The sequence below is a fragment of the Novosphingobium sp. FKTRR1 genome (genome assembly GCF_020404405.1).
GTDB lineage: Bacteria > Pseudomonadota > Alphaproteobacteria > Sphingomonadales > Sphingomonadaceae > Novosphingobium.
Window position 1 is genome coordinate 1 of sequence record NZ_JAIZDA010000029.1, and the last position, 24,285, is coordinate 24,285.

Genomic DNA, 24,285 nt, shown 5'->3' on the forward strand with positions numbered 1-24,285 from the left:
TCACCTGCATGGCCTCGACCGCCTTGGCCACGGCGGCGCCGCTCATTTCGGCATCCTTGGCCGACTGGCGGGCGATCTTCTCGGTCTGCGCGGCGTTGTCGGCGGTCTGCTTGATGTTGCCGGTCATTTCCTCGATCGCGCTCGAAGCCTGTTCCGATGCCGAAGCCTGTTCGGACGCACCTTGCGCCAGCGTCTCGGCCCCCGACGCCATCTGGCTGGCCCCGGTCGACACGTTCTGGGTCGCCGCTGCAACTTCGCCAATTACGGTGAGCAGTTTGTCGGTCATGCCATTCACTGCGCCGATCAGATCGCTGATTTCGTCATTTGAGGTGATCCTTATCGACGATGCGAGATCACCGGCCGCTACGGCTTCGACTGCGGTTTGCACCTTGGTCAGTCCGCCAGCGATGATCCGGGCAATCCAAACCGCGCTGCCAATCGCCAAGATCAGGGCCAGCGTGGCTACCGCGACCATGAGCGTGCGAGCCTGCTCATACGTGGCGGTCGCCTGCTTCTGGACTTGCGTCAGCATGCGCCGCTGCATCGCGACCAGCTTACCGCTCGCTCCTTGGACGGCTTCAAGCTTGGCGAACTGGACCTTGTTCGACAGCTCCGTGCCCTGCGCCTGCGCCGCAGGCATGTTCTTGAGGCCCAGATCGCGGATCTGCAGGTATGTCGGCTTAAGGTTCTGCCAATCCGCCTTGAGGTCGGTCCAAAGCGGCCGGCTTTCGTCAGTGGCGAGAGCAAGTCCCTGATCCAGCTGATTTTCCAGATCCTGCAACGCATCATTGATATGGGCGTTATAGATTGCAACGTCTTCGGGCACGTTGTTCAGCAAAACCGATTGCTGGTTGCCCACCAGTTGGGCGATGTCAGCTTGAACCGATTGGGCGATCTCATTCCCCCGCACCGGACCTTCCATCATCGCCTCGGCGGTTTCGTTCAGGGTCGCTGCCTGATTGATCCCGATGCTGACCGAAATCAGCAGCAGGGCGATCAGGACTGCAAAAGTTGCGGTCAGTTTCAGCTTGATCGTGGCACGCATCGGGGATCTCGCGTTGGGGGGCGGTCAGGCCAGGTTGGGGGAGGCGGCGGCTGCGCCGCCCTGAAAGCTCGACAGGATCACCGGCAGGCTGGGCAGGATCACGAACTGCGCATCGCGGTGGACGATCGCCGCGACGAAATCGCTGCGCCAGCGCATGCCCAGCGCGGGTGCGGGCTCGATCGGCAGGCCTTCCAGATTGGCGACATCGAGCACTTTTTCGGCGAGGAGCCCGATCGTCGTCGCCTCGCCGTCAAGGTCGGTCTCGATCACGATGATGCGGCAATCGTCGTCAAGCGGGGCGCGATCCATGCCGAAGGCCACCCGCAAGTCCGCCACCGGCACGATTCGGCCGCGCACGTTGACCAGCCCGTCAAGCGCGGCGGTGGCGCCCGGCACGGCGGTAATCGGCGGAACCTCGACGATCTCGCGTACCGACTGGGCGTCGATCGCGAAGATCTCGCCCTCCATGGCAAAGGTCAGCGCGCTGGCAAAGGCCATGCTGGCGGGATCGGGCAGGGTCGATGTCGCCTGATCCGAGGCGGGCTGGGCGCTGCTCATGCCGCTTCTCCGTTGGTCTGCTCGGCCAGTGCATGCTGGCTTTCGCGCGCCAGTGCGATCAGGTGGCCGCAATCGAGGATCAGCGCCACAGTGCCATCGCCCAGGATCGTCGCCCCCGAAAACACGCCAAGGCCTGAATGAAAGCGCGACAGCGACTTGATGACCGTCTGGGTGTTGCCGATGATCTGATCGACCACCAGTCCCACGCGCGAACTGCCCCGCTCGGAGTTGCCGAGGCCCACGACCACCACCTTTTGATGCAGATCGGCCGGGCGCTGCACGGCAAAGCTTTCGCGCAGCCGCAGATAGGGGATGAGCTGGCCGCGCACATTGAGGAAATTGCGCCGTCCGTTGGCGATGATCTCGGTTTGCGGCAGTTCGAGGCATTCCTCCACGGCCGAGAGCGGGATGGCAAAACGGCCATCGCCAACCCGCACCAGCATGCATTCGATGATCGCCAGCGTCAGCGGCAGATGCAGGGTAAAGGTCGTTCCCTTGCCCTGCGTGCTGGCGATCTCGATCGTGCCGCGCAGCGAATCGATGCTGCGCTTGACCACGTCCATGCCCACGCCGCGCCCGGACAAGTTGGTGATGGTGCTGGCCGTCGAGAATCCGGGATGGAAGATCATCTGGAACAAGGCGGCATCGGAAAGCGGTGTCCCGGCCGCGATCAGGCCTTGCGCTTCGGCCTTGGCGCGGATGCGCGCGCGATCAAGGCCGCGCCCGTCATCGGTGATGGAGATCAGCACTTCGCCACCGGCCTGCCGCGCCGAAAGCGTGATCTGCCCGGTCTCGCTCTTGCCTGCCGCAATGCGGTCGTCGGCCGGTTCAAGCCCGTGGTCGCAACTGTTGCGGATCAGGTGGACCAGTGGATCGGCCAGCCGCTCGATCACCGTCTTGTCGACTTCGGTCGCCTCGCCCTCGGTCACGAAAGTGATGGCCTTGCCGGTCTCCTGCGCAAGATCGTAGACAAGGCGGCGATAGCGGCCGAACAAGTTGCCGACGGGCATCATCCGCAGGGCCATCGTGGTGTCGCGCAGCTCGCTCGACAGCCGGTCGATGTCCTCGGACACTGCGCGCAGCATGATCGGATCGACCTGACCGTTACGGGTGGTCAGTTGCGCCAGGCGGCTTTGCGCGATGACCAGTTCGCCCACGCGGTTCATCAATTCGTCAAGCCGTTCGGCCTGCACCCGCACGCTTTCCTGCGGACGGACCACGGCCTTTGCGGGTATTTCGGCCTGACCCGCTGCGGCATCGGGTCGCGCTGCATTGGCGATGGCAGTCGCCGTTCCGGACCGAGCCTCGCCCGGCAGACTTGCTGGCGCAAGCGGCGTCAGCGTCAGTTCCATGTCGTCGAGAATGAAGATGAACACATCTTCGATCTGTTCGCGCGTGGCTGCGCCGTGCAGTTCGACATCCCATGCCAGATAGCATTCGGTCGGCACGAACTGGTCGAACGGGGGCAGGTCATCGAGGTGCAGGCGAACCCGGCATTCGCCAAGATTGCGCAACTCCTGCAGCAGCGCGGCAGGATTGGTGCCGTTGGCCATCGCGCCGGGGGGCAGCTTGAAATGGATGGCCCAGCCTTCGCCCGGAGCGTTCGGTGCGTGGGTGGCTGCGGAAGTCTGTTGCCCGGTCGGCTCGTGCCCGCCTGCGGATTCGGGCATCGCGGCATAGAGTTCGGCAAGGATCAGGTTCCCGGCCGCTTCAAGCCGTTCGTCGCGCGGCCCATCGCGGTGGTCGATCAGCGCGCGCATATGGTCGCGCGCCGAAAGGACCGCGCTCACCAGCGCCGGGGTGGCGGCGGACAGGCCCTTGCGCACCCGGTCGAAAGCGGTTTCGCAGTGGTGCGTAAAACCGGCCAGCGCATCGAAGCCGAACATCGCGCCCGAACCCTTGAGCGTGTGCAACCCGCGGAACACTTCGTCGACCGCTCCCCGGTCGCCAAGGTCGCGCCCAAGGTCCAGCAGCGCCTTCTCGATCTGGTCGAGCAGGTCCAGTGCCTCGGACGCGAAGGCTTCGACCGGATCGTTGCTGCTCATCGGCCCAGTACCTTTTGCGCGATCTTGATAAGTTGCGTCGGTTCGAACGGCTTGACCAACCAACCGGTAGCCCCGGCGGCGCGGGCCTGTGCCTTGATCGCATCGTCGGATTCGGTGGTCAGGAACACGATCGGCACGCCCGCCTGGCTCGGCGATTTGCGCAGTTCGCGGATCATCGTCAGGCCATCCATGTTGGGCATGTTGAGGTCGGTGATGATCAGGTCGAAGCGCGTTGCGGTCGCCTTGCCCAAGCCTTCGACCCCGTCGCCCGCTTCGGTCACGGCATAACCGGCGCCGGTCAGCGCGACCCGGATCGCCATGCGCAGGCTGGCCGAATCATCGACGGTAAGGATGGAGGCGCTCATCAGCCTTGCCCCGCGCCGAGCCAGAACCGTGCAAGATCGGACTTGTCGGGGTCGGCGTCGATTCCGTCGGGTGCGATGCCGATGTTTGCAAGGTGCGCGCAAATCGTCGGACTGACCGGACCGGTCAGGCGCAGGGAATGACCATGATTTTCAGAATGACGCCGGGCAACTTCGATAAGCTGCACGAAGCTGGCATCGATTGTGCTGGTGCCGGAAAGATCGACCGAAATATCGTCGGTGGCAACATGCTCCTTTATGCGCTGAAACATGTCCGTGACGTGGGACATCGTAGCCATTTCACCGATGGAAATTTCCACAAGAGATCTCTTCTATGCTGCGGTCTGACCACGGCATTTTATGGTCGGCGAATGTAGGTTTCTTCTCGGGTAGCGTAGGGGGAAAACCATATTCGGAGCCAGGCAGGGCAGGGGCCGTGCAGCCGCAGCACAAGCGTCGGGCGGGTCATGTCGCCATGCCCGCCCGGATCGTCGTTCTGTTGTTTTGCGCAGACAGGTTGGCGGGTCAGCCTGCGGCGAGCAGGGCCAGCCCTGAGGCAACTGTTTCGCCATCGCTCGTATGCGCGATGTCGATGCGCTCGGTCGCGACGATATGCCCGGCTACACCCGGATGGTGGCGTTCAAGGTAATCGACGAGGTAGGCACCGGCATTGCTGCGCCCTTTGCCGTCGCTGAACACCACGATGCGCTGCGCCGACTGGAGCGCGATCGCGATGCGCTCGTAGTAGTGATCTTCCTCGGCAGCGTGGCCGCCGTCATGGTCGTCGTTGCCCTGTTTGTGCTCGATCCGGCGCCGCGACCCATCGGCGTCCTCGGGCTTGATCACCGTCGGGTTACCATCGCTGTCGCCATTGGCGAACAGTCGGGCCTGCTGGTGGTCGATCAGCACGATGCAAGTGGCTTCGGCCGGCTCGACCGGGCCAGCAGGCGCTACTTTCGCTCGGGTCAGCAGCGCGCGCAAGCCGCGCAAATCGTCGGCACCCACGTCCTTGTCATGCGATTTGCCGAGCGTAATGTGGTCAGTGTCGATCGCGAAGTCGTATCCGCCGCCGTGTCGTTCGGTCAGGCTGCCCAGATGGGGCAGCAGCGACAGCACATCGTGCCATTCGAGGTTGTGTGATGCCGGGTGCTGCATGATGCTGGCAAGGATCTTGCGCTGATGCCCGTTGAGGTGCCCGTTCAGGGGGGCGTCGGCCGTGGACGTGGACATGCTGGTCTCCATCGATGCGTGATCGCGCGCTGGCAGAGCCCGCGCGGATCACGATGCGTCGATGAGGCGTTGCGACCGGGCAGGGCCGCTTGCCAGCGTCGGAAACTACCCACGCGGTCGCTGCGTATGGGTGGTTTCCGACGGGCTGCGTCACCCGATTGCGCTACATTGCCGAAATGCCGCCGTCGAGTTTCAGTTCGGCGCCGGTCATGAAGCGGCTTTCGTCGCTGGCGAGGTACAGCACGCCATTGGCGATGTCCTGCGGATCGCCCACCCGGCCCAGCGGGATCTGGCGCGCGAGCTTGCCCATGACCACGTCCTTGGCCAGCCCGGCGTTGGTGCTGATGCCATCGAGGATCGGCGTGTCGACAAAAGTCGGGTGCACCGAGTTGCAGCGGATGTCCCAGCCGCGCTTGGCACAGTACAGCGCCACCGACTTGGACAGCATCCACACCGCCGCCTTGCTGGCGTTGTAGCCGGGCATCGTGTCCGATGCGATCAGCCCGGCGATCGAGCTGATGTTGATGATCGATCCGGGCTGGTTGTCGCGCAGCAGCGGCAGCGCCTTCTGGCAGCCGAGGAATACCGAATCGACGTTGATGGCAAAGCCGCGATGCCAGTCGTCCAGCGTGCAGGTCTCGATATTGCCGCGCACGCCCACGCCTGCATTGTTGACCAGCACCGACAGCCCGCCCAGTGCTTGCGCGGCCAGCGCTATAGCGGCGTCCCAATCGTCGGGGCTGGTCACGTCATGGTGCAGGGAAAAGGCCGTGCCTTCGCCGAATTCGGCATTGATCGCGGCGGCCTGCGCGGCGGCGCCATCGCCGTTGATGTCGGTCAGCAGCACTCTGGCCCCTTCGCGCGCGAGCGTATGCGCGTGCGCCGCGCCAAGTCCTTGCGCCGCGCCGGTGACCAGCGCCTTCTTGCCGCTAACGCGCCCCATCTCATCCACTCCTGCCGTTGTTGCTTTGGCCCATCCTTGCGGGGGACGCGCGCGCGCGCAACGGGTATTTCAGCGAGTGGTTAAACTTGTCAGCGGTCCGCGAGCATCCCGGCGCCCAGCAGCAGCAGCATCTTGACGTCGATCGCCATGCCCTCCGCGCGCCTTGCCGCTACGAAATCGGCAATTTCGGCAAGGGGCACATGGTGGACGATGATGCCCTCGTCATCGATCCCGCCACCTTCCGAAACGCGCTCCAGCCCGGTGGCGCGGTACAGCGTGAAGCATTCGCTGACCATGCCCGGCGAGGAATAGAACATCCCCAGCGATTCGATGCGGGCCGCGCGGTAGCCGGTTTCCTCTTCCAGTTCGCGCGCGGCGGCGGTGGCGGGGTCTTCGCCTTCGCTGCCTTCGGTATCGCCGATCAGCCCGGCGGGCAGTTCCAGACAGGGGCGGCCCAGCGGCACGCGGAACTGTTCGACAAGGATGACATTGTCCGCATCATCGATGGCCAGAATCACGCCCGCACCGATGTTGCGGCTGCGTCCGACATATTCCCAGCGGCCGCGTGTCTTGGCGACAATGAAGCGGCCTTCCCAGCGCACTTCTTCGGGATTGTCGCGGTATTCCTGTTCGTTGGTCGTCATACTTCGATCAGTCGGTCCGGAAGTTCGTTTACATCGTTGGCCGCGCGCGGGAAGTGTTCGGCCAGCACGCGGCCGACCTGCTCCACCGCCGCGACCATGCCGTCGGCCAGCCGATCTTCGCGCAAATGCCCTAACAAGGCGTGCATCGCCTCGCCCCATACCTCGGGCATGACCCGCTCGGCGATCGCGCTGTCGGCGATGATCTCGGCACGATGTTCGGCGAGCGAGACGTAGATCAGGATGCCGGTGTGCCCGGTGGTGCGGCTTTCCGCGCCGATCCGAAAGCAGGTGAGCGCGCGGGCATGAACACGCGCGGCCTTGACCGGGGGCGGGGTCAGGAACAGCCGCAGCGGGCTCCACGCCTGTAAGGCGAGCATGCTCAGGAACTTCACCAGCGCCACGATCAGCGCCACGCCGAACACCGCCCGCGGGCTCCAGTCATGCGCCCACAGGCCAAGTGCGGCGTCGATCAGCGCCAGATAGAAGTGCGGTGCCAGTTCCAGCGCGGCGAGCGCCAGGAAGGCGACGAACACCGCCCAGATCAGCGCGATGTCGCGATAGCTGTCGGAACGCGGAGTCACGATCGTCACGATCTCGCCCGCCGTGTTGGCCTCGGCTGCGGTCACCGCCTGCGCCACGCGGGTGCGGTCTGTATCGGTCAGCATGTCACCAGCTCCCCGACGATCCGCCGCCGCCGAAGCTGCCGCCACCACCCGAAAAGCCGCCCCCACCGCCGCCGCCCCAGTCGGAACCGCCGCCAAAGCCGCTGCTGCCACCGCCGCTGCCCCAGCCGCCCGACGGGAAGATCATCACGCCGGGGCTGCGATAGCGCCGTCCGCCGCCGCCCAGTGCGCGCAGGAACGGCAGCACGAAGAACAGGCCGAAGATCACCAGAAACACCACCGAGCCGAAGTCGAAACGGGGCGCCTTGGCAGCCTTGGCGGTGACTTGCGCGGCCTGCGCCACCTTGCGCGCCTCATCGGGCGGCAGTTGCAACTGCACGATCAGTTGATCGACCGCCGCGTTGATCCCGCCGGGATAGTCGTTCTGCTTGAACCGGGGCACGATCTCGCGCTGGATGATCACGCTCGACAGTGCATCTGTCAGGATCCCTTCGAGGCCATAGCCGACCTCGACCCGCACTTTGTGCTCTTTGGGCGCGACGATCAGCAGCGCGCCGTCGTTGCGCTGCTTGTCACCCAGACCCCACGCACGACCAAGCCGATAGCCATAGTCCTCGATCTCGTACCCCTGCAGATCGGGCACGGTGACGACCACCAGTTGCCGCTGCGATTGCTGTTCGAGCAGCGCGAGCTTGCCTTCGAGCGCGGCGGCCTGATCGGGCGTGAGCAGGTGCGCGTCATCGACCACCCGCCCGGTCAATTGGGGAAAGGTTTGCGCTTGCGCCTGCGCCGGGGCGAGGGCGAGCGCAAAGACGGCAAGGACCAGTGCGAACACCGGTCCTGCCCATGTCAGAAGCCGTTTCATCGGGCGCCTCCCGCCGGCGCGGAGGATCAGTTTGCCGCCGGGCTGGCAGGCGCGGCGGGGCCGTCAAAGCTGACGCTGGGCGCGACTTGCGCGTTGGGGGTCGTCGCTTCGAACGGGATCATCGGCTTGGAGCCGTAGATCACCTTGGCGCCGATCACTGCCGGGAAAGTGCGGATGGTGACGTTGTAGTCCTTCACCGCCTCGTTGTAGTCGCGCCGGGCGATAGCGATGCGGTTCTCGGTGCCTTCAAGCTGGCTTTGCAGCGCAAGGAAGTTCTGGTTCGACTTGAGGTCGGGATAAGCCTCGACCGAGGCAAGCAGGCGGCCCAGACCCGCCGAAAGCTGGCCTTGCGCGGCCTGGAATTGCGCCATCTTGGCCGGGTCCGAGATGTCGGCGGCCGAGATCTGCACCGATGTGGCCTTGGCGCGGGCCTCGGTCACTTTGGTCAGGGTGTCCTGCTCCTGCTTGGCATAGCCCTTCACCGTGGCGACCAGATTGGGCACCAGATCGGAACGGCGCTGGTACTGGTTCTGCACTTCGCCCCACTTCGACTTGGCGTTTTCCTCGGCGGTGGGGATCGAGTTGACCCCGCATCCGGCCAGCGAGGCTGCAGCGGCGGCAACGAAGGCAATACGGGCAAAACGGGTGAAGAAACCGGCCATGGCGCGTGTCATATCCCTGTCAGCGGCCGGAATATCCGGTCGCTTCACGCGCACAGATGTAGCGCGTGGATGTTGCGGTTCAAGGATGCCGGTCGATTCGGATCGGCGGTTCGTCCGATTGCATGTCGGCCAGTGAAGCCCCAGCGCAACGCGATCCGGCTTGTCGCCAAGCGCCGGGGCTGGCACATCACAAGTCGGTTTGTGGTTAACGGGAGAAGTCCGCATGAGCGTGGCGAGCGAATTCAAGGCCTTCATCGCGCGGGGCAACGTGCTTGATCTGGCGGTCGGTGTCATCATCGGTGCGGCGTTCGGCAAGATTGTCAGTTCCTTGACCGAGGACGTGATCATGCCGCTGGTGGGGCTTGTCACCGGCAATGTCGATTTCACCAACAAGTTCGTCGTGCTCGGCGCTGTTCCGGCGACCTACAAGGGCGCGCTGACCGACTATGCCGCGTTGAAGGCTGCGGGCGTGCCGATGCTGGGCTATGGCGCGTTCACCACGGCGGTGATCAACTTCCTGCTGATGGCCTTCGTGATCTTCCTGTTGGTCCGCCAGGTGGGCAAACTGACGGCGCAGCCCGAGGTCGCAGCGCCGCCACCGCCGCCTGCCGGGCCGAGCGAGGTCGACCTGCTGACCGAAATCCGCGACGCGCTCAAAAGCCGGGGCTGAACGCCGTTCAGGCGCGTAAAAGTGCAGCATCGAGGGGGCGGGCGAGGAAACTCGCGGCGCCCCCTTTCCTTTTGGTGACAGTGGCCTATATGACCTCCTGTCGGCTCCGGTCGGCTATGGCGATAAACTGCGGCGTACAATAGGCGCAGCGGACCCGGGGGCGGTACCCGGCGGCTCCACCATCACTACCGGCCTTTCTCGGGTCGGGCCTTGTTGTCGCAAGGGTGTTGATGGGGCCGAACTAGGATCGACGTGTGTTGAAAAGCGCTGTTTTCGCCCGGGCTGAGTAACCCGTTAAAGGCTCAAAACCCACAAGTGCCAACGACAACGAAGCACTCGCTCTCGCGGCGTAATCTGACGGCCTAACGGCCTGATCTTACAAAGCTAAAGCGCGGTTGAACCCACCGGGCAACAGAAGGGAGTTCAGCGGCTGGGGACGAGCCGGGCAACAGAATCGTCCCACCTTTCCCTTCATTTGCGCACCGTGCGGCGATCGTTGGACGGGCTCGGGCCTTCGACGGGCTTTGGTCAGACTTGCGCGGGCCAGACTTGCGCGCTCAATCCTGCGCGGGCGCGATTTTCAGCGCGGCGGTGCGTTCGCGTTCATAGCGCAGCGCGTCAAAGATCTTGCCACCGGCCATGAACACCGCAGCGGTTGCCGCCACGAACAGCAGCTTGCCCTGAAAGCCGGGAAACTGCGTGAGGTAGTGTTGCCCGCGTTCGGTCGCCCCCAGAGCCAGCGCATAGATGATGGCAAACGCTTCGAAGCGGGTCTTGATGATGAAAAGTCGACCAAGCTTGCGCAGCATGCGGCGGTTTCCTCGTGGTGGTCCGTGACCTGTTCCCGGCTGCGTCGCAATCATCGTGCCAGTGGCGCAATTGCTGCGATGCGCCGGATTCACCACTGGTTAACTGTCAAAGCCACCGACAGGTAACGCAATTCTCAACGCTTGAGGCTTGGTCCAGTTCCCTTAGGCCAGCTCGGTGAGCCCCGCCGCTTCCAGCACGGCGGCGCGGGCGGCCTGCACTGACCGGGCCAGCGCGGCGCTGCCGATGTCGGTGGGGTCGATCTGTTCGGGCCAGTGCGCCGCAACCACGCTTTCGAGCAAGGCGATGCGTGCTTCATCCAGCAGGAACCGCGGATCGATCGCGGCGGGATCGGCGACGACGCGCAGCCGCAGGCACGCCGGGCCGCCGCCGTTGGCCATCGACTGGCGCACATCGACCGGCAGCACCTTGCGGATCGGCCCGTTGCTGGCGAGCAGTCCGTCAAGGTAGGCACGCACGCGCGGGTGCTCCCACGCCTCCAGCGGGATGACCAGACCCATCGCGCCGCCTGGCAGCGTCAGGACTTGCCCGTTGAACAGATAGCTGGCGATGGCATCGGCGAGACTGACGGCGCTGGCAGGAACGACCACGATCTCGGCCTCGGGCTGGGCCGCGCGGATGGCGGCATACGTGCCTTCGGGGTCGGCAAAGGCCAGCTCGTGGGTGAACAGCACGCGCTCGTTGGCGACGGCGACGACGTCGTTGTGGAACGCACCCGCCGCAATCGCCTCGGCCGATTGTTCGACGAACAGCGCCTGCGCCGGGTTCAGCCCGTGCAGTCGGGCCACCGCGCGGCTGGCCTGTTCGTGCTGGCGCGCGGGGAAGGCGCCGCCCCCGGTGTCCTTGGTGTGGCGGCCATACACGAAGATCTCCAGCCCCGGCGCCGCATGGTGCGCGGCCATGCGCATGTGGTTGGCCGCGCCTTCATCGCCGAAGCAGGCGGGCACCGCGTCGTGCACGGCAAAGTGCGCGGTGTCGGCAAAGGCAAGCCGCAACTGGCGCACGGTGTCGGGCCATTCCTGCGAACGGTGCGGCATCGTCACAAGGTTGGCGGCGGTCAGGTGGCAGCGCCCGTCGGCGGTGTCGGGCGCGGGGCTGACGGTGGCGGCGTTGGCCGTCCACATCGCGCTGGCCGACCAAGCGGCGGCGCGCAGGCGGCGCTCGGCCTCGCCCGCCGGTTCGACCCCGCTCAGCCCCAGCGCATCGAGAAACGCGCCATTGGGCCGGGGCAACGGGGCAAAGAAGCCCTGCGCCAGCCCGAGGTTGAGGTTGTGGCGCATCTTGCCCAGCCCCTGCAGCGCGGCGGCGCGCGGGTACGACGGGTCGCCGCCGTGGCTGGCCGAGGCGAGGTTGCCCAGGCTCAGCCCCGCATAGTTGTGGCTGGGGCCGACCAGCCCGTCAAAGTTGATTTCCACCAGCGGCATCGGGGTATCCTGTTCGCGTTTGGGTCCGGTTGAAGCTCAAAATGGCGCAAGGGTGAAATGGACTAGCGCCGCACGTGCCACACCTGATCGCCCACGCTGACGTCGAGCGCGCCAGCGGCGATGGGATCGAGCACGACCCCGTCCGCCCCATCGGTCGCCACTTCGCCCATCGTGCAGCGAAAGCTGTCGAGCCGTCCGGTGGCGATCAGCGCCTTGACGGCGTGGCCGGTGCCCTCGGGGGCGCGAACGTGGGTGATCGTGGCCTGCTTCGCCTCGGCGATCGAGCGGACCCGGTCGGTGCGCGTGGTCATCGTCGGGCCACCGTCGAAGATGTCGAAGTAGCCCTCGGAATGGAAGCCTTCCTCCTCAAGCATGCGCATCGCGGCGCGCCCGCTGGGGTGGGGCAGGCCGATGGCCGAACGCGCGATCTCGGGCAGCATCGCGACATAGACCGGGTGCTTGGGCATCAGGTCGGCGATGAACTGATAGCCGTTGATGGCGTTGAAATAGTCGGCTTCCTGAAAGCTCATGCCGAAGAAGCGCCCGGCCACACCGTCCCAGAACGGCGATCCGCCGCGTTCGTCGATGATCCCGCGCAGTTCAGCGAGGATGCGGTTGGCAAAGCGTTTGCGGTGCATCGCGATGAACAGGTAGCGGCTGCGCGCCAGCAACAGGCCAAGCCCGCCCGCGCGCTCGCCGGGGTGCAGGAACAGCCCGCCCACTTCGCTAGACCCTTCCAGATCGGTGACGAGGTTGAGCATTTCGGCGCGGAAGGTGCGGTTCAGCTCCTTCGAATGCTGGGTCAGCGTGGCCATGCGGTACGAGTAGAACGGATATTGCTGCCCTACGCAGGTGAAGATCTGCGCGGTGCCGCGCACTTCGCCGGTGATCGCATCTTCCAGCACCAGCACGAACAGTTCGTCGCGCGGGTGGTTGGGGTCGCCCTCGTCGGTATTGCCAAAGCCTTGCGCCGCGCGCTCCAGCTTGGCGGTCAGCGCCTTGCGGTCGGGCGGCAGGTTGGTGAAGCCGCCGCCGGTCAGCTTGGCCATGTCGTACAAGTGCTGCAAGTCGGCCGGACTTGCGGCGCGGATGCGGTAGCTCATCATTCCCCCCCTGCAAGGCGATGCAGCACCAAGGCCGAAAGCGCCGCGCGCTCGGCCAGCGATGGCACCACCAGGAATTCTGCGTCCGAATGGATCGCGCCGCCGCGTACGCCCATGGTATCGACCACCGGCACGCCCAGCGCAGCGATGTTGTTGCCATCGCACACCCCGCCCGAGCTTTGCCAGCGGATCGGCTGACCCAGCGCGGCCCCGCAGGTGCGGACCAGCTCGAACAGTTCCTCGGCCTGCGGCGTCAAGGGCTTGGGCGGGCGGCTGATGCCACCGTGCAGGTGGATGGATACTTCGTGCTCGATCTCGACAGCCGCGATCAACGCCCTCAGATCGCGCGCGAAAGCCTCGGCCAGTTCGGTCGAGCGGGGGCGCACGTTGAAGCGCAGGATCGCATGATCGGGCACCACGTTGTTGGCGCTGCCGCCGTCGATCTTTGCCGGGTTCACGCTCAACCCCTCGCGCTGGGCATCGCGAAGCTTCAACGCAAGCGCGGCTGCCGCGACAATCGCGTTGCGCCCGTCCTGCGGGTTGCGCCCGGCGTGCGCACTGCGGCCGGTGACGATGGCCGAGTAGTTGCCGCTGCCCGCACGGGCGCCGGCCAGCGTGCCATCGGGCAGCGCGCTGGGTTCATACGTCAGCGCCGCCGCCTTGCCCGCCGCCAACTGCGCGATCAGCGGGGCGGACGACAGACTGCCGGTTTCCTCGTCGGCGTTGATCAGCACGTCATAGCCGACGCCCGCCGCCGCCGGACTGCGCTCGAACGCCTGCAAGGCCGCCAGCAGCACCGCGATGCCGCCCTTCATGTCGGCCACGCCCGGTCCGTTCAACGTCGCGTCATCAAGCCAGCGCGCAGTCTGGAACGGGTGGTCGGCGGGAAACACGGTGTCCATGTGCCCGGTCAGCAGGAACCGCCGGTTGGCGCGCGGACGGACCGACAGCACCAGATGCTGCCCATGATCGAGCGCCACCGTGCGCCCATCGGCGGCGACCGCCTCGACCGGGGCAGGGCTTTCCAGCCGCGCCTCGCCCGGCAGGACGGCAAAGGCATCGGCCAGCAGCGCCGCTTGTGCGGCCAGCCCGGCAAGGTTGCGCGTGCCGGTGTTGATCGCGCTCCACGCCAGCGCTTGCGCCAGCATGGCGGGCGCATCGATCTGGCTGAGCAGCGCGTGCTCCGGGGGCGAAAGCGGTGTCATCGGCAAAGGGCTTAAAGCATCGCGGCACAAGGGTGAACCCCCGTGCCAATGCTTTCCGGTTGGTATCGCGCGCTCAACCGAACAGGATCGGGAACCAGTCGCTGCGCAGCCGCTCGCCGGGCTTCATGCCGTGGTCGGGGAAGGGGGGCGAGGTGCGGCCCGGTCGTTCGACAAAGCGCGCATCGTCGCCGACAAAGCGCAACGACAGCACGCGCCGCCGGTCGGCACCGGGGTTGCCGCGCGCGCCGTGCACGGTGCGGAAATCGAACAGAACCGCATCGCCCGGCTCCAGTTCCCATTCCAGCACGGTGTGTTCGGGCTGCGTGTCCGGATCGGGCACAGGCAGGTAATCGCCCGGCTCTGCATAGAACGCGGCATCGGTCGCCCAGCGCACCGGCAGCACCGGCTTGGGCCACAGGTGCGACCCGGCGATCAGCCGCAGCGTCGCCTCGCGCACCGGCTCGACCGGGAGCCACAGACTGACGGTCTGCGTGCCCTCGACGAAGTAATAGGGCGCATCCTGATGCCAGGGCGTGGGCTTTTGCGTGCCCGGCTCCTTGATCAGCACGTGATCGTGAAAGAACTGCGCGGTGGTCGAACGCATCGCCTGCGCGGCCAGTTGCGCGGCGGGGCTGGCGCGCACCACCTGCTCGATTTCGGGCAGGCGCTGCCAGTTGCAATAGTCATCGAAGAACCGGCCGGGCTGGCCGGCGCTGACAGAATCGGCGGCATAAGGGCCGGGTTCGCGCAAGTTGTGCTCGATCCCGGCGGCGATGGTCCCGATCCAGTCGCGAAACACCCCGCGCACCACCACCGCGCCGTCGCGGGCGAAGGCGGCAACTTCGTCTGCGGAAATCAGCGCTGCGGTCATGCTCGGTCGTGGCCGGTTCAGGCCGCGCGGGTCAGGCTTTGCATCCGCTTGAGATAGCGGGCCAGCACGTCGATCTCGAGATTGACCTTGTGCCCGGCGGTCAGGGTGCCCAGCGTGGTGACTTCGGCGGTGTGCGGGATGATGTTCAGCCCGAAATGCGCCGCGCCATCGGGCTGGTCGGCCACCGCATTGACCGTCAGCGATACGCCGTCGACGGTGATTGAGCCCTTTTCGGCGATGTAGGGGGCCAGTTCCTGCGGCGCGGCGATGACAAAGCGCAGCGAGCCGCCTTCGGGGGTCACGCTCACCACTTCGCCCACCGCATCGACGTGGCCGGTCACGATATGGCCGCCCAGTTCGTCGCCCAGCTTCAGCGCGGGCTCAAGGTTGAGCGGCGCGCCTTCGTGCCATTGCGCGGGCGCGGTGCGGCTGATCGTTTCGCCCGAGACATCGACCGCGAACCAAGCATCGCCCGCGCGTCCGCCCTTGTCGACCACGGTCAGGCACACGCCCGAACAGGCGATGGAGGCGCCGATGGCGATCTTGGCGGGGTCTTGTACCGTGGAGATGGTCAGGCGCGTGTCGCCCGGATTGGCAACGGCCCGCACTTTGCCCACTTCGACGACGATCCCGGTAAACATCGCAACTCAGCTCCTTAATCAGCGTGTCCGGTGGTAGACTTCGAGAAGGTCGCTGCCAAGCCGCTGTTGCGCGTTCAGCCGCCAGCGGCCGTGCGCTTCGCCCAGATGGGCAAGGCCGATGTCGCCGATGCACGCCACGCCATCGCCGATTACGATCGGCGCGCGATAGAGCAGCAGTCGGTCCACGCGGTCGGCGGCAAGGAAGGTGGCCGCCGCACCGGCGCCCCCTTCGACGAACAAGTACTGGGTCAGTCCAAACGCGCCCGGAGCGGCGATGTCCGCCACGCCCTGCCATCCGGCGGGGACGGCGCCGCGTGTCAACACCCAGCGTTCGGGGCTGCGCTGCTCAAGGCCGGGCAGTCGCACGTCGAGCCGGGGGGCATCGGCGCGCAGGGTGCCGCCGCCGACCAGAATCACGTCGGCCCGCGCCCGCTCGGCATGGACATGCGCGCGCGCTTGCGGTCCGGTGATCCACTGGCTTTCGCCATTGGCCAGCGCGATCCTGCCATCGAGCGAGGTCGCCAGCTTGAGCGTGGTGTGCGGTCGTCCCGCGGTCTGGCGCAGCAGGTATCCCGCCAACGAGGCGCGCGCGGCGGGCGAATCTAGCACTTCGACCGCGATCCCGTGTTCGCGCAGTCGGGCGATACCGGCCCCGGCGGTGCGCGGATCGGGGTCGGTGCAGCCGATCACCACGCGCGCTGGCATGGGCGCAAGGTTCCAGCGTGACGTAAAGCGTGGCACCGGCGGCTTGCGCGCCTGCCTGCGCCAGCGCCTCGGCCTCGGCATGGGGGCGTCCACCGGCTTGCGTCCAGCCGCGCCCGACGACCACGCCTTTACCGCGCACCAGCACCGCACCGACAGCGGGGTTGGGGCGGCTGAGCGGACGGCCACGCGCGGCCAGCGCCGCTGCGGCATCAAGCCAGCGGTGGTCGTCTGGCGCGCTCAACCTGTCAGTTGCCTTGCGCGGCTGCGGTAGCGGTCTGGCCCGGTTTCTTTTCCAGATAGCGGTCGAGCAGCGCCTTGTTGCGCGCGGCTTCGGCCTTCTGCTCGGCCTCGCGCTCGGCCTTGCCGTCATCGTACATCTTCTGGGTGTCGAGCCCGGTGGCCGCTCCCACGGTCTTGTACATCTTGCGGATGTTCTCGGCGTGGAATTCTTCCTCGGCCGCCTCGGCGCGGGCTTTGCGCGTCGCTTCGATGTTACCGGCGATGATCTCGGCATCGCTGCGGTCGGCGCGCCACGACTGGATGTAGATCACCTCGGGCCGACGCGGCATGCCCCGCCAGCCCTGGTTGATCATCAGCACGAAGATGCCGCCGGTGACGCAGGCCGCCAGAAACAGACCCGTCCAGCGGAATTCTCGCGGCGCACCGAGGAACTGCCACAGGTCAAGCACCGCCCGGCGCGGCGACACATCGCGGAAAAAATCCTTCATGCCGCCTCAGATAGGACGGGCGCGTCGCGAATGCCAGTGGCCATGCTTACCCGAACGGCTGGTACAAGGTGCGGCCGTGCAGACGCAGCCATTCGTTGGCACCGCTCAGCGAGCCTTCGTAAAGTGCGCCAAGGTGGGCGTGAAAGGCGGGGCTGTGGTCGAAGTGGGTCATGTGCGCCACTTCGTGCGCCACCACCGAGCGGCGCACCGCGTCGGGCGCCATGATCAGCCGCCAGTTGATGCGGATCGTGCCGTCAGACGCGCAACTGCCCCACCGTCGTTGCGCCCGGCTGAGCGCAAGGCGCGGTAGCGGCTGGCCCGCCCGCGCGCAGTAATGGGCCAGGTCTTGCGCGCACAGTCGCAGCGCTTCGGCGGCAAGCCAGCGGTGCAGGCGGCGCTCCAGCCCGTCCGCCGGGCCGCCGATCACGATCTGACCATCGACGATCACCGGTCGCCGCGCGGCGCGTTCCTGCCAGATGACGCGGTGCTGCTCGCCGCGATAGAGCACGAGCGCATCGTGCCCGACCGGCTGCGGCGGGGGCAGGCGGTCAAGCTGCTGCGCCAGCCAGTCGGCACGCGAGCGGGCAAATTCGAGCGCATCGGCCACCCGGGCCCATGCCGGCATCGACACGCGCGCCTCGCTGCCATCCGGGGCGAGCCGCAGCGTCAGCCGCCGCGCGTTGCGCAGCCGTCGCACCACCACCGGCAGTTCGCGCCCGGCCACCGCCACCGCCAGCTTGCGCTGTTGCGGCGGCGCGGCGCGCGCATTGGCCGACTGGCCGCGCACGGCGCGATGAAGCCACGCGATCACCCAGGATTTCCATAGTCTGGGTCGCTGAACGCGCCGTCGTCATAATCGGCGGCAAGATACTCGGCGCCAAGATACTCGGCAGCAATGTCGGGATCGGGCACGATGTGCTCCTCCAGCGGACCCGCCAGCACTTCGCTGATCGCCTTGCCCACCACCGAAATGCCGCGCCGGTGCACCTCGTTGCGGTCGCCGCATTCCAGATAGTGCCAATCGGGCAGGGGCTGGCCATCGGCCCGCAGGCGATAGGCGCACGTCGCGGGCAGCCATGGCACTTGCTCGACCAGCCGGGGCGTCAACCGCAGACAGTCGGGCACCATTGCCTTGCGGTGGCGATAGTCGGCGCAGCGCGCTGTGGACAAATCGAGCAGGCGGCAGGCGACATTGGTGTGGTGGATGGCGCCGGTCTCGTCATCCTCGAGCTTGTGCAGGCAGCATTTGCCGCAGCCGTCGCACAGGGCTTCCCATTCGTCGCGGGTAAGCTGTTCGACCGGCTTGTCCCAGAACCGGCGCGAGGCCGGGCCTACCGTACCCATTTGGCCAGTTCCGCCGCCACCGCAGGGCCATTCTGTTCAACCGGCAGCAGCGCAATCGGCTTGCCATCGGGGCCCATCAGATAGGCCGCGCGGCTGTGGTCCATCAGATAGGCACCGTTTGCCGCCTTGTTTCCGGCCGCGTCCTCGTCGTGCTTCTTGTAATAGACGGCATAGGCCTTGGCCACCGCGGCGACTTGTTCGGGGGTTCCGGTCAGCCCGACCAGTTCCCTGCCGAAATTGGCGGTGAACTGGCCGACCGCCTGCGGGGTGTCGCGCGCCGGATCGATCGAGATGAACACCGGCACGACCTTTGCCGCCAGATCGGCATGGGCTTTGGCAAAGGCGTGGTAGCCCTGCATCAGGTGCTGCACGTCAAGCGGGCAGACATCGGGACAATACGTATAGCCGAAATAGAACACCCGATATTTGCCCGCGAAGCTGGCCTCGGTCACGGTCTTGCCGGTCTGGTCGGTCAGGGTGAACGGGCCGCCGATGGCCGCGCCTTCCAGCGGTGCGGGCAGCGTTGCCGTCCCCGATGAGCAGGCGGACAGCAACATGCTGGCGGCAAGGACGGGGGCAACAGCAAGCGCGGTTGCAATGACGGCGTGGCGAACGGTGCTGAAGGGGTGCATGGCGCTGCGGTTCATGCTCTGCTAACCCGCAGGTTGCAAGGCCCGAGTCCGGTGGCGCGGCACGTCTGTCCACCACGGAACGACCCGGAACATGAGGGAATACAACGTGATCACACAGCGACACGCAGGATTCGGTGCGATTGCCAAAGCAATTGTGCTGACGCTGGCAGTCCCGGGCTCGTTCGCGCTGACGGCTCCGGCGATGGCGCAGTTCTCGCAAAGCTACAAGTTTCTGGAATCGGTCAAGAAGAAGGAAGGCGACGCGGTGATCACCGCGCTCAACGTGCCCGGAACGCAGATCGTCAACACCCGCGACGTCAGCACCGGCGAAAGCGCGCTGCACATCGTCACCGCCCGCCGCGATCTGACGTGGATGCAGTTCCTCGTGTCGCGCGGGGCCAACCCCAACATCCGCAACAATCAGGGCACCACGCCGCTGCAACTGGCAGCAGGGCTCGGTTTTGTCGAAGGCGTCGAATACCTGATCACCGCAGGCGCGCGGGTCGATGAATCCGACAACACCGGCGAAACCCCGCTGATCGGTGCAGTCCACCGCCGCGATCTGGGGCTGGTGCGCACCTTGCTGAAGGCCGGGGCCAACCCCGATCGCCCCGACAATTCGGGCCGTTCCGCCTATGATTACGCCGCGCTTGAAGGCAAGGACAGCCCGGTGCTGGGTGAGCTTGAAACCGCGCGCAAAAGCCGCGCGGCCAAGGGCGATTCCAAAAAGACCTACGGCCCCTCGTTCTGAACCCCATCCGCACCCTATCCGCGCAAGGCACGATCGATGACCAGCACTCCCGCTTCCGCCACACCGGGTCCGGACGACCGCACGCTTGAAGAACTGCGCCTCGATCTGGCGCCTGCCGTGGCCGAAGCGGCGGTGTTCGACGGCTGGAGCGAACTTGCCATCGAGAATGCGGCGTGGGCCGAAGGGGTCGATCCGGCCGTCGCGCGCTTCGCCTTTGCCGAAGGGCACGGCAAGCCGACCGCGATGGCGATGATCACCGCGTGGATCGCGCGGATCGACCGCGACATGGCCGCCGAACTGACCGCTGAGCGCGTCGGCAACCTGCCGATCCGTGAGCGTATCCGCACGCTGGTGCAGTTCCGGCTCGATGCTGCGGCCGGGCGCGAGGAAGCGCTGCGTCGCGCGCAGATCGAACTGGCCAAGCCGCAGAACCTTGCTGCCGCGCTGCGCCTGTCATGGTCGAGCGCCGATCTGATGTGGCGGCTGGCTGGCGACACCGCGACCGATTTCAACCACTACACCAAGCGCACGACGCTGGCTGCGCTCTATGCCGCGACGCTGGCGGTCTATGCCGAGGACCGCAGCGAGGACCATGCCGAAGCCCGCGCGTTCCTTGCCCGCCGCATCGAGGGGGTGATGCGCTTTGAAAAGGCCAAGGCCAAGTTCCTGCGCAAGCCCAGCGATGAACGCTTCAGTGTGACCCGGCTGCTCGGCCGTCTGCGCTATCCGGCCACCTGATCCTTCATCCGATCCGGGCGCCCATGGTTTGATCTGCGTCAAGTATTGCGAATGACTTGCAAAGGCGCTGGGCCTGTGGCAGCGCCCTTACCGTGACGTTGGACGAACTCCCGCTTGGCACTCCCGCCCGCATCGATTCGGTCGATTGGGACGCGCTGGTGCCCGAAGAGGCGCAACGCCTTCAGGCGTTGGGGCTCGACACTGGCGCGCGTATCGCGGTGGCTTATCGCGGGGTGTTCTTCACGCGCGATCCGCTGGCGATCGAGATCGGGCGGATGACGGTGGCGCTGCGCCGCGTCCACGCCCGCGCCATTCAGGTCGAGCCGCTGGTGCAGGACGCCGTGGCATGAGCCGCCGGGCTTGCGTTGCCGCGCTGGTCGGCAATCCCAACGCGGGCAAAAGCGCGCTGTTCAACGCGCTGACCGGCGCGCGCCAGAAAATCGCGAACTATCCGGGCGTTACCGTCGAGCGCAAGGCCGGGCGGATGATCCTGCCCAGTGGCGAGCCAGTGGAACTGGTCGATCTGCCCGGCTCCTATGGGCTTGACGCGACCAGCCCGGACGAGGCGGTCACCCGCCGGGTAATCATGGGCGAACAGCCGGGTCAGGTGCAGCCCGACGTGCTGGTGATCGTGCTCGATTCGTCGAACCTCGAACAGCATCTGGTGTTCGCGCAGGAAGTGCTGGCGCTGGGGCGGCCGTGCGTGGTCGCGCTCAACATGGTCGATCTGGCCGAACGCGACGGGCTGGTGCTCGATCCTACCGCGCTGTCGGCTGAACTTGGCGTCCCGGTGATCCCGACGGTGGCGGTGCGTCGCCGCGGGCTGACCGAACTGGCCGAAGCGGTGGCGGTGGCGCGCGACACCGTGCAGGCCGACGCCACGCTGCATCCGCGTGCCTATCTCACCTTGCCCGAACGGCGGATGCTGGCGCACGAGATGGCGCGCGGCGCGATCCTGTCCGAAACCACCCGCCACCGCATCCACGCGCGGATGGACAAAGTGCTGCTGCATCCGTTCGCCGGGCCGCCGATCCTGTTCGCGCTGCTGTTCGTGGTGTTCCAGGCGGTGTTCAGTTGGGCCAAGCCGTTTCAGGACGGGCTCGATGCGCTGTTTTCCGATTTCGGCGCCGCGGTCCACGCCGCGCTGCCGCCTTCGCTGGCGCGCGACCTGTTGACCGACGGGATCATCGCCGGGGTCGGGGCGGTCGTGGTGTTCCTGCCGCAGATCCTGACGCTGTTCTTCTTCATTCTGGTGATGGAGGCGACCGGCTACATGGCGCGCGCCGCCTTCCTGATGGACCGAATGATGGCTGGCGTCGGGCTTTCCGGCCGCAGCTTCATCCCGCTGCTGTCGAGCTTTGCCTGCGCCATTCCGGGTATCATGGCCACGCGCAGCATCACCGATCCCAAGGACCGGCTGACCACGATCCTGATCGCGCCGTTGATGACCTGTTCGGCGCGACTGCCGGTCTATGCGGTGATCATCGCCGCGTTCATCCCCAACCGGCAGGTGCTGCCCGGCATCGGCCTGCAAGGGCTGGTGCTGTTCGGGCTCTACGTCGCCGGAATCGTCGGCGCGATGGCGGTGGCGCTGATCCTGCGCCGCTCGGTGACCAAGGGCGCGGCCAGCGGCTTCATCATGGAGCTGCCCAAGTACCAATTGCCCACGGTCAAGGATCTGGCGCTGGGCCTGTGGCAGCGCGCATGGATCTTCCTGCGCCGCGCGGGCACGATGATCTTCACCGTCACCGTGGTGCTGTGGCTGCTGCTCAATTTCCCGCGCGCGGAAGCCGGCCGCGATCAGGTTGACGCCTCGATCGCCGGGCATGTCGCCAACGGCCTTGCGGTGGTGATCGAACCCATCGGCTTCAACCGCGACATCGCGCTGGCGCTGATCCCGGCGATGGCCGCGCGTGAGGTCGCGGTCAGCGCGCTCGCCACGACTTACGCCGTGGGCAGCACCGACGAGACCGCGCAGGAACAGGGCCTGACCGCGCAGTTGAAGGCGCACTGGAGCCTGCCGACCGCGCTGGCGTTCCTGGCCTGGTTCGTGTTCGCGCCGCAGTGCATGTCGACCATCGCGGTCACCCGGCGAGAGACCAACGGCTGGAAGTGGCCGGCGTTCATGCTCGGCTACATGTTTGCGCTGGCTTATGCCTTTGCCGGGCTGACCTACTGGACGGCGGTGGCGCTCGGTTTGGGATAAGTCGTGCGCGCGGCTTGAGGTCGCTGGCCGCGCCGCTTACCGACTATGCCAATTCAGTCAGGGAACGATTCGATGGCAGGCAGCGTCAACAAGGTGATCATCGTCGGCAACCTTGGGCAGGATCCCGAGGTCAAGAGCTTCCAGAACGGTGGCCGCATCGCCAACTTGCGCATCGCCACCTCGGAAAGCTGGAAGGACAAGGCCACCGGCGAGCGCAAGGAGCGCACCGAATGGCACAGCGTCGTGCTCCAGTCCGACGGTCTGGTCGGTGTGGCCGAGCGCTTCCTGAAAAAGGGCAGCAAGGTTTACATCGAAGGCCAGTTGCGCACCCGCAAGTGGCAGGACCAATCGGGCAACGACCGCTACACCACCGAAATCTCGGTCGGCATCAACGGCAACCTGACGATGCTCGACGGGCCGCAGGGCGGCGGCGCGGGTGGTGAAGGGCGCAGCGGCGGCGGCGGCTTTGGCGGCGGTGGCCGCTCGGGCGGCGGCGGCGGCGGCTGGAACGAAGGCGGCGCCGGTGGTGGTGGCCGTGGCGGTGCGGGCGGTGGCTGGAACCAGGGCGGCGGCGGCGCGCCTGCTGGCGGCGGTGGCGGCTATGCCGACGATCTGGACGACGATATCCCGTTCTGATCGACCCTTTTTTCAACGAATTGCGCTCCTCCCCCGACAAGGGTGGAGGAGCAGACTCTCACGTCCCGCGCGTGTCGCCATACAAGTGGATGTGCAGCCGGTCGGTGAAGCGCCAGCCGCGATCGAGCGCGGCGGCCGACAGCCAGCGCGACCGATCGCGCAAAGTGGCGCTGGCGGTGCCCTCGGGCATCACGAACAGCCGCTCGGCCACGATGTCATGGGCCCGTTGCAAGGCCTCGACTTCGGCCAGATCGTCCTCGCTGGCGATCACGAACTTGAAGTAGGCGCGTGGGTCGGCGGCCCACGCGGACAGCCGTTCGGGGATCAGCGCTAACTCGGCCGGATTGCCCGAATGCGCCAGCTTGGGGCTGACGTTGTACTGGTCGATCAGCGGGTCGAGCGCGGCATGCGGCGCCACGGTGCCATTGGTCTCCACCTCGACATGCAGGCCGGGTTTGCCCGTGCGCAAGGCCGCCAGCATCCGCGCCAGCGCCGCGCCCTGCAACAGCGGCTCACCCCCGGTGATCACCAGCCGGTCCTCGGCATAGTCCGCCAGCCGCGCGGCAAGCTCAGCCTCGTCCACGCTCACCTGATTGGCACTGCGGGCAAAGTAAAGGTCATCGCGGTGCGCGCGGTTGTCGCCCTCGAACCGCCAGGTGTAGGCGGTGTCGCACCACTGGCACGCCAGATTGCAGCGCGACAGCCGCACGAACAGGCTCGGCCGCCCGATCGACGGCCCTTCGCCCTGCAACGAGGCGAAGACTTCCGCCTCGCCCGGCGTGGTGGTGGCCAAAGTCAGCATGGGGGCGTCACCATCGCCGCGCTT

The 24,285-nt window shown here is 66.5% G+C and carries 28 protein-coding genes, 1 other RNA gene and 1 pseudogene; 7 read left to right on the forward strand and 23 right to left on the reverse strand.

The window, feature by feature from the left end:
- The 11 genes from LDN95_RS18775 to LDN95_RS18825 form a co-directional block, all read right to left on the reverse strand.
- Positions 1–1,045 (reverse strand): methyl-accepting chemotaxis protein (locus LDN95_RS18775; RefSeq protein ID WP_226019103.1); only part of this gene is annotated, 1,045 nt, incomplete at its 3' end.
- A 24-nt stretch (positions 1,046–1,069) separates the two neighbouring features.
- The gene (locus LDN95_RS18780; RefSeq protein WP_226019104.1) at positions 1,070–1,603 is read right to left on the reverse strand and encodes a chemotaxis protein CheW; all 534 of its coding nucleotides are present in this window, start codon (positions 1,601–1,603) and stop codon (positions 1,070–1,072) included.
- Complete coding sequence (locus LDN95_RS18785; protein WP_226019105.1) at positions 1,600–3,648, reverse strand: chemotaxis protein CheA; 2,049 nt, start codon at positions 3,646–3,648, stop codon at positions 1,600–1,602. Before LDN95_RS18785 ends, LDN95_RS18780 begins: the two co-directional genes overlap by 4 nt.
- Positions 3,645–4,013 carry a response regulator gene (locus tag LDN95_RS18790; protein ID WP_226019106.1) on the reverse strand — a complete coding sequence of 123 codons (369 nt, stop codon included), beginning with the start codon at positions 4,011–4,013 and terminating at the stop codon, positions 3,645–3,647. Before LDN95_RS18790 ends, LDN95_RS18785 begins: the two co-directional genes overlap by 4 nt.
- Positions 4,013–4,330 carry an STAS domain-containing protein gene (locus tag LDN95_RS18795; RefSeq protein WP_226019107.1) on the reverse strand — a complete coding sequence of 106 codons (318 nt, stop codon included), beginning with the start codon at positions 4,328–4,330 and terminating at the stop codon, positions 4,013–4,015. The genes LDN95_RS18790 and LDN95_RS18795 overlap by 1 nt, the downstream gene beginning before the upstream one ends.
- A 205-nt stretch (positions 4,331–4,535) precedes the next feature.
- Positions 4,536–5,240, reverse strand: a complete 705-nt coding sequence (locus LDN95_RS18800) for a hypothetical protein (protein ID WP_226019108.1) — start codon at positions 5,238–5,240, stop codon at positions 4,536–4,538.
- 163 nt (positions 5,241–5,403) lie between these two features.
- Positions 5,404–6,183 carry an SDR family oxidoreductase gene (locus LDN95_RS18805; RefSeq protein WP_226019109.1) on the reverse strand — a complete coding sequence of 260 codons (780 nt, stop codon included), beginning with the start codon at positions 6,181–6,183 and terminating at the stop codon, positions 5,404–5,406.
- A gap of 89 nt (positions 6,184–6,272) precedes the next feature.
- Complete coding sequence (locus tag LDN95_RS18810; protein WP_226019110.1) at positions 6,273–6,827, reverse strand: NUDIX hydrolase; 555 nt, start codon at positions 6,825–6,827, stop codon at positions 6,273–6,275.
- On the reverse strand, positions 6,824–7,492 hold the full coding sequence (locus tag LDN95_RS18815; RefSeq protein WP_226019111.1) for a TPM domain-containing protein: 669 nt from the start codon (positions 7,490–7,492) through the stop codon (positions 6,824–6,826). Before LDN95_RS18815 ends, LDN95_RS18810 begins: the two co-directional genes overlap by 4 nt.
- A 1-nt stretch (position 7,493) precedes the next feature.
- Complete coding sequence (locus LDN95_RS18820; RefSeq protein WP_226019112.1) at positions 7,494–8,315, reverse strand: YgcG family protein; 822 nt, start codon at positions 8,313–8,315, stop codon at positions 7,494–7,496.
- A 26-nt stretch (positions 8,316–8,341) separates the two neighbouring features.
- Positions 8,342–8,977: a LemA family protein gene (locus LDN95_RS18825; RefSeq protein WP_226019147.1), complete on the reverse strand. Its 636-nt coding sequence runs from the start codon at positions 8,975–8,977 to the stop codon at positions 8,342–8,344.
- A 223-nt stretch (positions 8,978–9,200) separates the two neighbouring features.
- Between LDN95_RS18825 and mscL the strand changes: the two genes are divergently transcribed.
- A complete protein-coding gene (gene mscL / locus LDN95_RS18830; RefSeq protein ID WP_226019113.1) occupies positions 9,201–9,647 on the forward strand; it encodes a large conductance mechanosensitive channel protein MscL in 447 nt (148 codons plus the stop codon).
- Between the two features lie 60 nt (positions 9,648–9,707).
- Positions 9,708–10,111: a transfer-messenger RNA gene (ssrA, locus tag LDN95_RS18835) on the forward strand.
- A gap of 93 nt (positions 10,112–10,204) precedes the next feature.
- On the opposite strand, the gene LDN95_RS18840 is transcribed toward ssrA, so the two are convergent.
- The 11 genes and pseudogenes from LDN95_RS18840 to LDN95_RS18890 form a co-directional block, all read right to left on the reverse strand.
- Positions 10,205–10,456 (reverse strand): hypothetical protein, encoded by a 252-nt coding sequence (locus LDN95_RS18840; protein ID WP_226019114.1) that lies wholly within the window; start codon positions 10,454–10,456, stop codon positions 10,205–10,207.
- A 162-nt stretch (positions 10,457–10,618) separates the two neighbouring features.
- Positions 10,619–11,899, reverse strand: coding sequence for an N-succinylarginine dihydrolase (locus LDN95_RS18845; RefSeq protein WP_226019115.1), 1,281 nt, complete (start codon positions 11,897–11,899; stop codon positions 10,619–10,621).
- A 62-nt stretch (positions 11,900–11,961) separates the two neighbouring features.
- Positions 11,962–13,002 (reverse strand): arginine N-succinyltransferase, encoded by a 1,041-nt coding sequence (locus LDN95_RS18850; RefSeq protein ID WP_226019116.1) that lies wholly within the window; start codon positions 13,000–13,002, stop codon positions 11,962–11,964.
- Positions 13,002–14,207 carry a hydrolase gene (locus tag LDN95_RS18855; protein ID WP_226019117.1) on the reverse strand — a complete coding sequence of 402 codons (1,206 nt, stop codon included), beginning with the start codon at positions 14,205–14,207 and terminating at the stop codon, positions 13,002–13,004. The genes LDN95_RS18850 and LDN95_RS18855 overlap by 1 nt, the downstream gene beginning before the upstream one ends.
- A 73-nt stretch (positions 14,208–14,280) precedes the next feature.
- Positions 14,281–15,078 (reverse strand): phytanoyl-CoA dioxygenase family protein, encoded by a 798-nt coding sequence (locus LDN95_RS18860; protein ID WP_226019118.1) that lies wholly within the window; start codon positions 15,076–15,078, stop codon positions 14,281–14,283.
- Positions 15,079–15,095: 17 nt separating this feature from the next.
- Positions 15,096–15,719, reverse strand: a complete 624-nt coding sequence (locus LDN95_RS18865) for a riboflavin synthase (RefSeq protein WP_226019119.1) — start codon at positions 15,717–15,719, stop codon at positions 15,096–15,098.
- Between the two features lie 18 nt (positions 15,720–15,737).
- Positions 15,738–16,665: pseudogene (ribD, locus tag LDN95_RS18870) on the reverse strand (bifunctional diaminohydroxyphosphoribosylaminopyrimidine deaminase/5-amino-6-(5-phosphoribosylamino)uracil reductase RibD).
- A 4-nt stretch (positions 16,666–16,669) separates the two neighbouring features.
- A complete protein-coding gene (locus tag LDN95_RS18875; protein WP_226019120.1) occupies positions 16,670–17,152 on the reverse strand; it encodes a hypothetical protein in 483 nt (160 codons plus the stop codon).
- A 46-nt stretch (positions 17,153–17,198) separates the two neighbouring features.
- Positions 17,199–17,963, reverse strand: a complete 765-nt coding sequence (locus tag LDN95_RS18880; protein ID WP_370631714.1) for a M48 family metallopeptidase — start codon at positions 17,961–17,963, stop codon at positions 17,199–17,201.
- On the reverse strand, positions 17,960–18,496 hold the full coding sequence (locus LDN95_RS18885) for a YcgN family cysteine cluster protein (protein ID WP_226019121.1): 537 nt from the start codon (positions 18,494–18,496) through the stop codon (positions 17,960–17,962). The genes LDN95_RS18880 and LDN95_RS18885 overlap by 4 nt, the downstream gene beginning before the upstream one ends.
- Positions 18,484–19,143, reverse strand: coding sequence for an SCO family protein (locus tag LDN95_RS18890; RefSeq protein WP_226019122.1), 660 nt, complete (start codon positions 19,141–19,143; stop codon positions 18,484–18,486). The genes LDN95_RS18885 and LDN95_RS18890 overlap by 13 nt, the downstream gene beginning before the upstream one ends.
- A 94-nt stretch (positions 19,144–19,237) precedes the next feature.
- Between LDN95_RS18890 and LDN95_RS18895 the strand changes: the two genes are divergently transcribed.
- From LDN95_RS18895 to ssb, 5 genes are all read left to right on the forward strand, one after another.
- Entirely contained in the window at positions 19,238–19,879 is a 642-nt protein-coding gene (locus LDN95_RS18895) for an ankyrin repeat domain-containing protein (RefSeq protein ID WP_370631715.1), read from the forward strand.
- A gap of 36 nt (positions 19,880–19,915) precedes the next feature.
- A complete protein-coding gene (locus LDN95_RS18900; protein WP_226019123.1) occupies positions 19,916–20,617 on the forward strand; it encodes a COQ9 family protein in 702 nt (233 codons plus the stop codon).
- A 92-nt stretch (positions 20,618–20,709) separates the two neighbouring features.
- The gene (locus LDN95_RS18905; RefSeq protein ID WP_226019124.1) at positions 20,710–20,967 is read left to right on the forward strand and encodes a FeoA family protein; all 258 of its coding nucleotides are present in this window, start codon (positions 20,710–20,712) and stop codon (positions 20,965–20,967) included.
- Complete coding sequence (locus tag LDN95_RS18910; protein WP_226019125.1) at positions 20,964–22,823, forward strand: ferrous iron transporter B; 1,860 nt, start codon at positions 20,964–20,966, stop codon at positions 22,821–22,823. The genes LDN95_RS18905 and LDN95_RS18910 overlap by 4 nt, the downstream gene beginning before the upstream one ends.
- Positions 22,824–22,895: 72 nt before the next feature.
- A complete protein-coding gene (gene ssb / locus LDN95_RS18915; RefSeq protein ID WP_226019126.1) occupies positions 22,896–23,459 on the forward strand; it encodes a single-stranded DNA-binding protein in 564 nt (187 codons plus the stop codon).
- Between the two features lie 58 nt (positions 23,460–23,517).
- Here ssb and LDN95_RS18920 read toward each other — a convergent pair whose 3' ends face one another.
- The gene (locus tag LDN95_RS18920; RefSeq protein ID WP_226019127.1) at positions 23,518–24,261 is read right to left on the reverse strand and encodes a 7-carboxy-7-deazaguanine synthase QueE; all 744 of its coding nucleotides are present in this window, start codon (positions 24,259–24,261) and stop codon (positions 23,518–23,520) included.
- Positions 24,262–24,285 lie beyond the last annotated feature (24 nt).